Annotated in this window: 8 protein-coding genes and 1 pseudogene; 5 read left to right on the top strand and 4 right to left on the bottom strand. The window is 69.4% G+C overall.

Annotated features, from left to right (window positions below; all coding sequences use genetic code 11):
* The 4 genes and pseudogenes from ACZ4FV_RS50530 to ACZ4FV_RS50515 all read left to right on the top strand — a co-directional run.
* The coding region (locus ACZ4FV_RS50530) for a beta-galactosidase (protein ID WP_465328121.1) at nt 1-906 on the top strand (906 nt) is incomplete at its 5' end.
* 37 nt (nt 907-943) lie between these two features.
* Nucleotides 944-1204, top strand: a pseudogene (locus ACZ4FV_RS50525) (hypothetical protein); the annotation flags it as partial.
* A complete protein-coding gene (locus ACZ4FV_RS50520; RefSeq protein WP_465328119.1) occupies nt 1179-2939 on the top strand; it encodes a glycoside hydrolase family 35 protein in 1761 nt (586 codons plus the stop codon). The pseudogene ACZ4FV_RS50525 and the gene ACZ4FV_RS50520, both read left to right, overlap by 26 nt.
* A 153-nt stretch (nt 2940-3092) precedes the next feature.
* Nucleotides 3093-3584, top strand: a complete 492-nt coding sequence (locus ACZ4FV_RS50515; RefSeq protein WP_465328117.1) for an NUDIX hydrolase — start codon at nt 3093-3095, stop codon at nt 3582-3584.
* 24 nt (nt 3585-3608) lie between these two features.
* Here ACZ4FV_RS50515 and ACZ4FV_RS50510 read toward each other — a convergent pair whose 3' ends face one another.
* Nucleotides 3609-4826, bottom strand: a complete 1218-nt coding sequence (locus tag ACZ4FV_RS50510) for an ROK family protein (RefSeq protein ID WP_465328115.1) — start codon at nt 4824-4826, stop codon at nt 3609-3611.
* Between the two features lie 300 nt (nt 4827-5126).
* On the opposite strand from ACZ4FV_RS50510, the gene ACZ4FV_RS50505 reads away from it, so the two are divergent.
* Nucleotides 5127-5540, top strand: coding sequence for an ATP-binding protein (locus tag ACZ4FV_RS50505; protein WP_465328113.1), 414 nt, complete (start codon nt 5127-5129; stop codon nt 5538-5540).
* A gap of 149 nt (nt 5541-5689) precedes the next feature.
* Here the strand turns inward: ACZ4FV_RS50505 and ACZ4FV_RS50500 are convergent, their stop codons facing one another.
* From ACZ4FV_RS50500 to ACZ4FV_RS50490, 3 genes are all read right to left on the bottom strand, one after another.
* The gene (locus tag ACZ4FV_RS50500) at nt 5690-6679 is read right to left on the bottom strand and encodes a phosphotransferase family protein (RefSeq protein ID WP_465328111.1); all 990 of its coding nucleotides are present in this window, start codon (nt 6677-6679) and stop codon (nt 5690-5692) included.
* A 198-nt stretch (nt 6680-6877) separates the two neighbouring features.
* Complete coding sequence (locus tag ACZ4FV_RS50495) at nt 6878-8998, bottom strand: family 20 glycosylhydrolase (RefSeq protein ID WP_465328109.1); 2121 nt, start codon at nt 8996-8998, stop codon at nt 6878-6880.
* Between the two features lie 1001 nt (nt 8999-9999).
* Entirely contained in the window at nt 10000-10209 is a 210-nt protein-coding gene (locus tag ACZ4FV_RS50490; RefSeq protein WP_465328107.1) for a hypothetical protein, read from the bottom strand.
* Nucleotides 10210-10562 lie beyond the last annotated feature (353 nt).

Below are 10562 nucleotides of genomic sequence, written 5' to 3'. Positions count from 1 at the left end.
CCGGAACTGGTCGGCACCCGGATCCACAACCGGGTCGCGTTGTTGTCCGACTGGCACAGCTGGTGGGCCCTCGAACTCGACTCGCACCCCTCCGACGCAGTCCGCCACCCGGACCGCGCACTCGACCACTACGCCGCGCTCTTCGACCTCGGCGTCGGCGTCGACGTCGTGCACCCCTCGGCCGACCTGTCCGGCTACGGCTTGGTGGTCGTACCGAGCCTCTACCTCCTGTCCGCAGAACACGGCGCGAAGCTCTCCCGGTTCGTCGCCGACGGCGGCTCGATCGTGGTGTCCTTCTTCAGCGGCATCGTCGACGAACACGACCGCGTACATCTCGGCGGCTACCCCGGTCCGCTGCGCGAGGCGTTGGGCGTGTCCGTCCAGGAATTCTGGCCCACCGACGTGGGCCGGACGTTCGCGCTGCGCACACCGGGAGCAGCGGAGCCAGAGTCCGGCACCGCCGACCTCTGGCGCGAGGATGTCACGCTCAAGGGCGCCCGCACGGAACTGGAATTCGTCGGTCCCCAGTGGGAAGGACGTCCGGCCACCACGGTCCACTCGTACGGCGCCGGCACCGCCCGCTACATCGCGACCCGCCCGGACGCCACCACGATGCGCACCCTGTTGGCCCGCGCGTGCGCCGACGCGGCCGTCGACCCCGTCCTGCCGGACCTGCCGGCGGGCATCCAGGCGGCCATCCGCCGGCGCGAGGGTTACGACGTCCTGATTCTCCTCAACCACACGGGATCGACCCACGACGTCGAACTCCCCACCGCACGGCGCGATCTGCTCGCCGACGATCACCGCCTCACGCACCGAACCACCCTGGCCCCGCGAGGAGTGGCCGTCCTGGGATCACTGCCGACCGAGCACGGCGACACGGGGCCGTTGCTCGAGACCGAGTGACCGTGGCGGCGGTGAGTCCGTCTGCCACGGGCGGGATGCGGCTCCCCGCGCCCGTCGGGCCGGAGCGCTGGTGATCGCCGCTTCCATGATCGGCGGTGTCGTCGCCGGACCCGCGCTGGGCAAGGCCATCGAATGGTCCGGCGTTCGCACCGTCCCGCTGCTCCTGTCCGGCATTTCCGCACTGTGCGTGGCCGCCACGCTCTGGCTGAGCCGTGCCACGGCCACACCACCCGACCACCACAACTCACCGATCCACTTCGAGGAGACCCCGAATGAGTGCTCTCACCACGACCGTTGACGGGTTCGCGCTCAATGGCGAGCCATTCCGGATCATCTCCGGGGCCATGCACTACTTCCGCATCCACCCCGACCAGTGGGCCGACCGGCTGCACAAGGCCCGATTGATGGGGCTCAACACGGTGGAGACCTACATACCGTGGAACCTGCACCAGCCGACCCCGGATGCCATCGATCTGGACGGCCTGCTCGATCTGCCCCGCTACCTTCGACTGGCCAAGGAGGAAGGGCTGCACGTCCTGCTGCGTCCCGGCCCGTACATCTGCGCGGAATGGGACGGCGGCGGCCTGCCCGCGTGGCTGACCGACGACCCCGGCATCCGACTGCGCAGCAGCGATCCCCGCTTCACCAAGGTATTCGATCGCTACCTCGATCTGCTGCTGCCGGCGCTCCTCCCGCACCTTGCGGCGGCAGGCGGTCCCGTGATCGCGGTACAGGTGGAGAACGAATACGGCGCCTACGGCGACGACACCGCCTACCTCCAGTACGTGGAACAGGCGCTGCGCACCCGCGGCGTCGGCGAATTGCTCTTCACCTGCGACCAGACCCACCAAAACCATCTGGCCGCGGGAAGCCTGCCGGGCGTCCTGGCGACAGGCACGTTCGGCAGCAATGTCGCCCGCAACCTGGAGCGGCTGCGCACCCACCGGAGCAGCGGGCCACTCATGTGTGCCGAATTCTGGATCGGCTGGTTCGACCACTGGGGCGAGCCGCACCATGTGCGCGATGCCGCCGATGCCGCCGCCGACCTGGACGCACTGCTCACCGCGGGCGCGTCGGTCAACATCTACATGTTCCACGGCGGCACCAACTTCGGCTTCACCAACGGCGCCAACCACGATCACGCCTACACCCCGATCGTCACCTCGTACGACTACGACGCCCCGTTGTCCGAATCCGGTGACCCCGGCCCGAAGTACCACGCCTTCCGCGAGGTCATCGCCCGCCATGCTCCGGTCCCGGACGAACCGGTGCCGGCACCCGGGCCGAAACTGCCCGCCACCGTCGTCGATCTGGACCGCCGGACCCCGCTGCTCACGAACGCCGGCGTGCTGGCCGCCCCGGTCCGTACCACCGAGCCGCCCACGTTGGACGCGCTGGGCGTACGTGCCGGCCTCGCGCTCTACCGCACCACGTTGCCCGTCGCCGGCGAAGGAGTGCTGCACTTCGCGGAGGGGGTCGGCGATCGGGCCCGCGTCTACATCGACGGTTCGCCCGTCGGCGTCCTGGAACGCGAACGCCACGAAGAGAGCCTCCCGGTCCACGTACCCCGCCCCGGAGCCACCCTCGAGGTGCTGGTGGAGAACATGGGGCGAGTCAACTACGGGCCACGCATCGGTGATCCGAAGGGACTGCTCGGGCCGGTCTCCTTCAACGGCACCATCCTGAACGAATGGGACACCCACCCCCTCGCGTTGAACGACCTGGGCCCACTCACCTTCGGTCCCGCCGACGACACACCGCCGGGCACGCCCTCCTTCCACCACGGAACCTTCGACGTCGACACCCCCGCCGACACCTTCCTCTCCCTCTCCGGCTGGACCAAGGGCCAGGCCTGGATCAACGGGTTCAACCTCGGCCGCTACTGGAACCGCGGCCCTCAGCGCACCCTCTACGTGCCCGCTCCCACCCTGCGCACCGGGAGCAACGAGCTCGTCCTGCTCGAACTGGACGCCACGACTCGACCACAGGCGTGGCTGGTCGACACCCCCGACCTGGGTGTGGCGCAATCGTGAAGCGAACCGTGCCGGAGCCGAGCCGGTCACGGCCGACGTCGCCCGGATATCCGGCGGTTCGAACTCGGCCCCGTGCTCCCCGTGTTGGGGCAAGCGCGCATCTCGGGTGTGTGTGGGGGGAGTTCGACGATCCGAGCTTCCTATACTGAGCGAATGTCGACACCGGAGTTTGTGCTCGCGCTGCGGGAGAAAATCGGTACCGCGCCCCTGTGGCTTTCGGGGGTGACCGCGGTGGTGGTGCGGGAAGCGCATGTGTTGTTGGTTCGGCGGGCGGACAACGGGGCTTGGACGGCGGTCACCGGGATCATCGATCCCGGTGAGCAGCCGGCGGACGCCGGGGTGCGGGAGGTCCGCGAGGAGGCGGGCGTCGAGGCCGTTCCGGAGCGGCTGGCGATGGTCGACGTCACCGAGCCGATCGTCTACGTCAACGGGGACCGGACGCAGTATCTCAACCTGGTGTTCCTGTGCCGATGGCGTGCGGGTGAGCCGCATCCGGCGGATGGGGAGAACACCGAGGCCCGTTGGTTCCCGCTGGACGAACTGCCGCCGATGTCCGCCACCATGCGGGCCCGCATCGACGCCGCGGTCGGCCCGGGGGCGGAGGCGCGGTTCCAGGTCACGGAGGACCGACTCGGGGCGCTGTGACGGCGGCGGACGTGGCCGTGCGGATCAGGGCAGCGGGCTGGGGCGCGAGGTGAGGTCGTTGAGGAAGCCTTCGAGGGCGAAGGTGGCCGTGCCGAGGCACACCGCGTTGTCCGGGAGTTCGGACAGGCTCAGGGTGACCGCGGCGAAGGGTTGCTCGAGGGCGTAGTGCGCGGCGGCGTCGCGTGTGGCGGTCAGCAGTGGTTCGCCGAGGCGGTCGGCGACCCAGTCGCCGAGCACGATCCTGGCCGGGTTGAGCATGTTGATCAGGGTGGCGACCGATGCGCCGAGGTGGCGGCCGGTGTCCTCGACGACCCGCAGCGCCGTGGGGTCGTGTCGGCGGGCCGCGTCGGCGACGGCCTCGATCGCGGCGATCTGGTCGTCGATGGTGAGGATCGGGTTGTGCGGGTCGATCTCGCGCAGGGTCCGCAGGATGCCGGGTGCGCCGACGTATGCCTCCACGCATCCGCGGGCGCCGCATCGGCAGGTCCGTCCGTCCATGACCAGGATGATGTGGCCCCATTCGCCGGCGCTGTTGGTGGCGCCGCGGTAGAGCGTTCCGTCGATGGCGACGCCGACGCCGACGCCGGTGCGCAGGGTGACGACGGCGAGGTCGTCGACGTCGCGTCCGGCGCCGAACCACAGTTCGGCCACGGTGCTGGCCTTGAGCGGGTTGTCCACGTAGAGGGGGAAGTCGAGTCGTTCGGCGAGGAGGGCCTTCATGGGGACGTCGCGCCAGTGTCCGTAGACGGCGAGGACGGAGACGCCGCCCTCGCGTTCGACCAGTCCGGGCAGGCTGACCCCGATGCCCAGGACCCGGTCGGGATCCACGTCCGGGGTCGTCAGGAGGTCGTCCACGCCCAGCGCGATGTGTTCGACCACGTCGCCCGGGGAGCTGCCCCGCGGGTCCATCCGTCGCTCGACGGCGCGCAGCACGTTCATCGCGAGGTCGTACAGTTCGAGACGGACGAAGTCCTCGGAGACGTCGACGCCGACCAGCAGGCCGCGCTCGGCGTTGACCGCCAGGCGTGCCCGGGGGCGGCCGCCGCCGGAGTCCTCCCGCCCGACCTCGACCAGGACGCCGACGTCGAGGAGCTCGCCGGTCAGGTTGGCGACCGTGGCCGTGGACAGTCCGGTCGCGGTCGCGATCTGTTGCCGGCTCACGTGCTCGCCGGCCGCGTAGGTGCTCTGCAACACCTCGAACCTGTTGTGCCGGCGGATGTCCCGTGCCGTTCGCTTGAGCATGAAACTCCTCGCCCGTCTGGTCGGTCTCCCCTTATTCTAAGTCCCGGAAGATACTATTTACACCTGTTGGACCAAGGGGTAGTTTGGATCTGGGAAGAGCCCGAAACCCCCCGGCACGGCACGACCGCTCGGCCGCAGGCCGAGCTGCACGATGTGGAGGCACCCGAGATGTGCCCATACCGAAACGCCGGCGTCATCGACGCCACGGAGCGTCGCGTCGATGTCGCGACCGGCGGATCGCGGGCGGTCGTCCGGGGCCGGGGCCGCCGCCCCGCACCGTCGCTCGACCGACGGCACGCCGTGATCTCGCTGCCTGCCCGGGACGTCCGGGTCGCCGACGCCCGCCGCTTCACGGGCGCGGTACTCGCCCGCTGGGGTCTGGTCGGCGACGATCGGGACTCCGCGGTCTTGATCGTCGGCGAGTTGACGGCGAACGCGGCGCAGTACGGCCGGAGCGTCATGACCGTTCGCCTGGTCCTGGACGCGGGCGTGCTGAATATCGCGGTGGACGACCACGGGGACCACGGCGTCGGGCGTCGGCCGCGGGTCTGCGACCCCGACGAGCACGGCCGGGGCATGGACATCGTCGGATTCCTCGCCGGCGGGGTGGACGTCGAAGACTGCGGTGCCGGCCACACCGTCCGGGCGATGCTGCCGGTCGCCGCCCCCGTCTCCGAATCCCTGCGCAACGATGCTCCGGCGATGGCGGGCTGACACTGCCCGGCCGCTCCCGGCACCCAAGACACGCTTGTGCGCACGCTGAAGACCCGTCCTGCCGATCCCGTCTCGCTCGCGAGCGCGATTCGGCCGTTCAGCTCGGCGCGTGGCGTCGCGTGCTGCGGTCGTGTGGCGTCGAGGGAGCGTCAGCGGGCTTGCTCGCCGAGCAGGGCCACGGTCTCCCGCAGGCGCTCGCACGCCCAGTCGTACTGCGCGGTGCCGGTGTGCGCCCGAAAGTTCGTCTCGATGATCTGGACCAGAGCCAGGTGCAGGTTGTACAGCCGCCGGCGGGTCCGCTCGGCGGGGGTGAAAGGCCGGTGGCCGTAGCCGCGGATGAAAGCCGCCGAGTTCCCGTAAGCGCCGGACTCGCTCCCGGCGAAGCCGAACTCCATCAGCGGATCGCCGTAGAACGCCCGCTCGTGGTCCACGATCGCCACGATCCGGCCGTCGCGCACCATGCAGTTGCCGGGCCACAGGTCCCACTCCACGAACCGGGGCTCGGTCACCTCGTCCAGCGAATCGGCGTGGGCGGCCACGACTTCGCGGATCACGTCGTAGCCGTGGCGCAGGTCGACGCCACGTCGTTCGCCGTCGCCCAGCAACTCCTCGACCATCCGCAGGAAGGCGGCGCGCCACGTGCTTTCGCCCGGTCCTGTCAGCGGGCCGAAGGCGGTGCCCGGGATGCCGTTCAGCTCGCGGGTGATCGCGCCGAGCGCCTCGTCGTACGCGTCGATCTCCGTCGCGGTCAGGGTGTTCCTGACGGCGTCGAGGTTGTCCGCGTCCACATACGTCATGAAGAAGTAGTCGGCGTCGCACAGTTCATGGCTTCGATCGGCGAAGTCGACCGCCGGCACCGGCACTTTCGTGTGCTCCCGGATCAGCCGCAGCGCCGCCAGTTCGGTGGCCATGGCGCCGCGCTCGTAGGTCATGACCTCGACATCCGGCGGCGGCGCGATCTTGAGGACGACCTGCGCGCCGCATCGCAACCGGATCCGATAAGCCACATTGAAGCAGCCGTCGCCCAGTTCGCCGACCCAGTCCTCGGCCGGGTCGCACACCTGGTCCGGGCCGTAGGCGCGGGCGACCATCGCGCGCAGCGCCTCGACGGGCTGCCGGTTCTTGGTGATGCTCTCCATCAATCCTCCACCCAGAGCATGATGTGAAAATAGCACCGGGACGGCGGGGGTCCGGTCGGTATTTGCCGAGGCGAGCCGTCTGCGCGCCCGCCGGGTTGTTGTACGAAAGAAACGAAGCACTGCAGACACGGGCGCAACCCCCGCTCCGGACGGGGCGCGTCCGGAGCGGGGGCGGGAGATGGCCTCCGGTGAGGCCGGCTAGCCGATGTACCAGCGTTGCAGTGCGGAGCCGGTGTCGGACTGCACGGTCGCCTTGGCGCCGTTGCTGGCCGAACCTGCGGTGAGCAGGAGGCCGCTGCCGGCGGAGGCGATCGTGTGGTCGTCGCCGATCGGGGTGATCTTCCAGCGTTGGGCGGGTTGGCCGTTGCATGTGCGCTGGACGACGGTGGTGCCGGCCCCACCGGTCGCCTCGGCGCACTTGTTGGAGGTCTTACTGGTCACGGTGTAGGTGCCGTCGGACTGGGGGGCGATGGTCCAGGTCTGGTTGTTTCCGCGATTGGATGCCCACATGACCAGGTCCGTGCCGTCGGACGTGGAGCCGGCGCTGTCCAGCGCGACGCCTTCGGTCTCGATGGTGTGAACGCCCTCCACGGTCCGTACGGTGCCGGGCCACGGAACGCCCGGGGCGGGGTGGTAGGCGATGCCGGCCGCGGTCCAGCGCTGCCCGTGCTGGGCCAGGCGCTGACGGAAGTTCTTCCAGTCGCGGGCGGCTTGGGGGGTCCATCCGACCTCGGCGAGGGCGGGGAGGCGGGGGAAGCTCATGTAGTCGGCGTAGGCGTGGGGTTCGGGCCAGCGGGTGGTCGGGGTGGGCAGTGAGCTGCTGCCCTCGTAGGCGCGGTCGGCCCACAGGGCGGCCTCGACGCCGGCGATCCTGTCGGCCGGGACGATGCAGTCGGTGCCGTCCATCTTGCCGGTGATGGTCGCCGGGTCCCAGTTGTAGGACCGCTCCACCGGCACGTATCCGGACCAGCTCAGGCCGTAGGGGGTGGAGACGTCGTACTTCATGTCCAGGTAGGCGTGGTCGGACGGGGACATGACGAACTTGGCGTCCTGGGCGACCCCGTTGCGGGTGGAGACGATGCTCGCGCTCTCCTCAGCGGTGCCGATGGTCTTGCGGTCGTCGTCCTCTCCCCAGTACTGCATGATGCTGCCGGCGGGGATGTCGGCGTTGGCGAGTTCGTTCCAGCCCATCACCGTCTTGTGGCGTCCTGTGGTCGCCTCGGTGGCGGACTTGACGTAGGAGGCGTACTGGTCCGGCGGGGTGTGCGGGGCCTCGTCGCCGCCGAGGTGGATGTAGGGGCCGGGGGTGAGCTTGGCGACCTCCTTGATGACGGCCTTCAGGAAGCGCCTGGTGTTGCCCTGGTGTGTCCCGTCCGCCAGGCAGTAGGTGCTGATGCCGACGTCGAAGCCGGAGTAGAGCGGCTTCGCCTTGTCGTCGCAGTTGAGTTCGGGTATCGAGGCCAGGGCGGACATGGTGTGGCCGGGGCCGTCGATCTCGGGTACCACCGTCATGAAGCGGGACGTGGCGTAGGAGACGATCTCCTGGTAGTCGGCCTTCGAGTAGTACCAGTCGGTGCCGCCGGTGTGTCCGCTCTGCGTGCTCGCGCCGACCTTGGTCAGGTCGGGCAGGGCGTCGATGGCGATGCGCCAGCCCTGGTCGTCGGTCAGGTGCAGGTGGAGGGTGTTGATCTTGTACGCCGCGGCCTCGTCGATGTAGCGCTTCACCTGGGCGACCGGGTAGAAGCGGCGCGCGACGTCCAGCATCACGCCGCGGTATTCGTACCGGGGCGAGTCGGAGATCTGCACGGGCGAGACGGTCCAGGCACGGGACTGCCTGGTCCGGGACTCGACCTCGGCGGGGAGCAATTGACGCAGGGTCTGCACACCGCGGAACAGGCCCTGGGCCCCGTGTGCCTTGACGACGACACCGTTCTTGCCGGAGGTGATGGTGTACCCCTCGGCTCCCAGCTTCTTGGGGCCGTTGGGGTCGAGGACGACGGCGTTCTTCGGGGCGTGGGTGTCCTTGACGACTCGCAGGTCGTAGCCCGTCGCGGGAGCGAGCAGCTTGGAGAGGTAGGTTCCCACGCCCACCGCCTCCGAGTCCCGGGACAGGACGGAGATCCGGGTCTGGGGGGTGAGGGAGAACCCCTCGCCCGCCACCGCTTTCTGCGAGACCGGCTGCGGCACCAAGGCGTAGGGAGCTGAGGCGGGTGTGGGGGGAGCGGCGGAGGCCTCGGAGAGCGTGGCCGTGAGCGGGAGGGTGACGGCGGCTGTGGCGAGTGCGACGAGGCGTCTGCCTCGTCGGTGCAACCAGCGCATGGTCGGCTCCTTCGGACAAGAAGGCACGGGGACCGCACACCAGGATGGGGCGGTCGGGAGTGTGCGATTGGTGTCGGCGGCGACGGTGCTGTGTGGTGCTCGTGCACAGGCACCGGACCACGGGGGTCCGATCCGGCGCACTCAGTGCAACCCGCCGACTCCTGCCGCGCTGCCGGCCGCTCATGGTGGGCAGCGAAACACGCGGCACGTAACGCAACTGAGCGCGATGATGCTTGTAATTGCTTGAATCAAGCGCTTTGTGAGCAACTTCAAGCATGAAGGTGCCAGGGTGCTCGGGGGGTGTCAAGGCTTGAGCCCCCGCGACTTTGCCAATTCGTGGGGAACATGCCTCAGTCGGTCGACGGAGGGTTTCGGGGTGTGCACGCCCTCGTCGCCGCGGCGCAGTCCTGGCTGCTCACGCGGGCACCTCGGCGATGTCGGCCCGGGCGAAGGGCACAGGTGAGTCGAGGTGTTGCGCAGAGATGTCAGGCCGCGCACGGACGCCTATCCGCATGCCGAGATCCCTCTCGGCCTTCCGGGCAGGGGATTGACGCCCGCGTCGACGGCCTCCGAGATGCTTGACAGTGCTTGAACACACTCATGTGACGCGGATATTGCGCATCTTCGAACATCCACGTGCAGGCCAGGGTTCAGGTCGAGATCCGGCTCCAGGGGTCTCTCGACAGCGATGGCGGCTCGGTGGCGACGCGGGATTCGGGAACGCCGATGACGACGGGAAGCTCCGCGGCGCCGCTCCCGCCTGTACGTTCCGCAACTCCTGGTCAGGGCCGCGGTTTGCGCCCGGCGGAGGCCGCGGACGACGTCCGCTCGATATATACCTTCGACGCCGCCGCGCAGCGGACGGCGTCGAACTCTGCGGCTCGGATGACCCATTGCGGTCGTCACCGGATCACGGCACCCCCCAAGTCCCATGGCGAGGGGAGCGGGCGCACGCGATCGCACCGCACATCAGCGGCTCGCGAGCCCCGGCCGCGGGCGACTCATCGGTCGGCCTCCTTGAGGAATGCTTGGAAACCGGACCCGAGTGGGTGGTCGTGCCACACGTCGATGTCGGTCGATGGTCTCGACCGCGACACCACGTAGGTCTCCTCCGGGGGCTCGTCGCCTCCCCGCACAGCGGCGATGGCGCTCTCGATGCGAGGAAACAGGCGCACGGCCGTCGCAGCCACCCCCAGCGCCCCGATGATCACCAGCAGTCTCCGGCGCATTCCTACTCCATCTGAAATCTTCAAGCACTACCACGCATCATCGGACGCCAGGGCCCGCAACTGCCTCCGGGTGAGCTGCCGGATGGGATCTCCATGTGCCGCGCCGCGCGGGGCCGCCACGGGCGGAGAACGAGTGGTACAGCCGTGTCCTTGCCCGCTCGGCCGTGGAGCCCGGTCCGGGGGGCGGTTGTCCGACCGCCCGGACCGGGCTGGGAAGCAGATCGATGATGGAAGTGCTCATGTGGGCTTCGTGTTTCCCGGGGTCGTCCCGGGCCGTGGGTCGTCCGGGTTACTTGACCGATCCGGCGGTCAGGCCCGATACGACGTGCTTCTCG

It is taken from the genome of Embleya sp. NPDC025285 (genome assembly GCF_055558835.1).
This window is presented reverse-complemented; position numbering and strand designations above follow the sequence as displayed.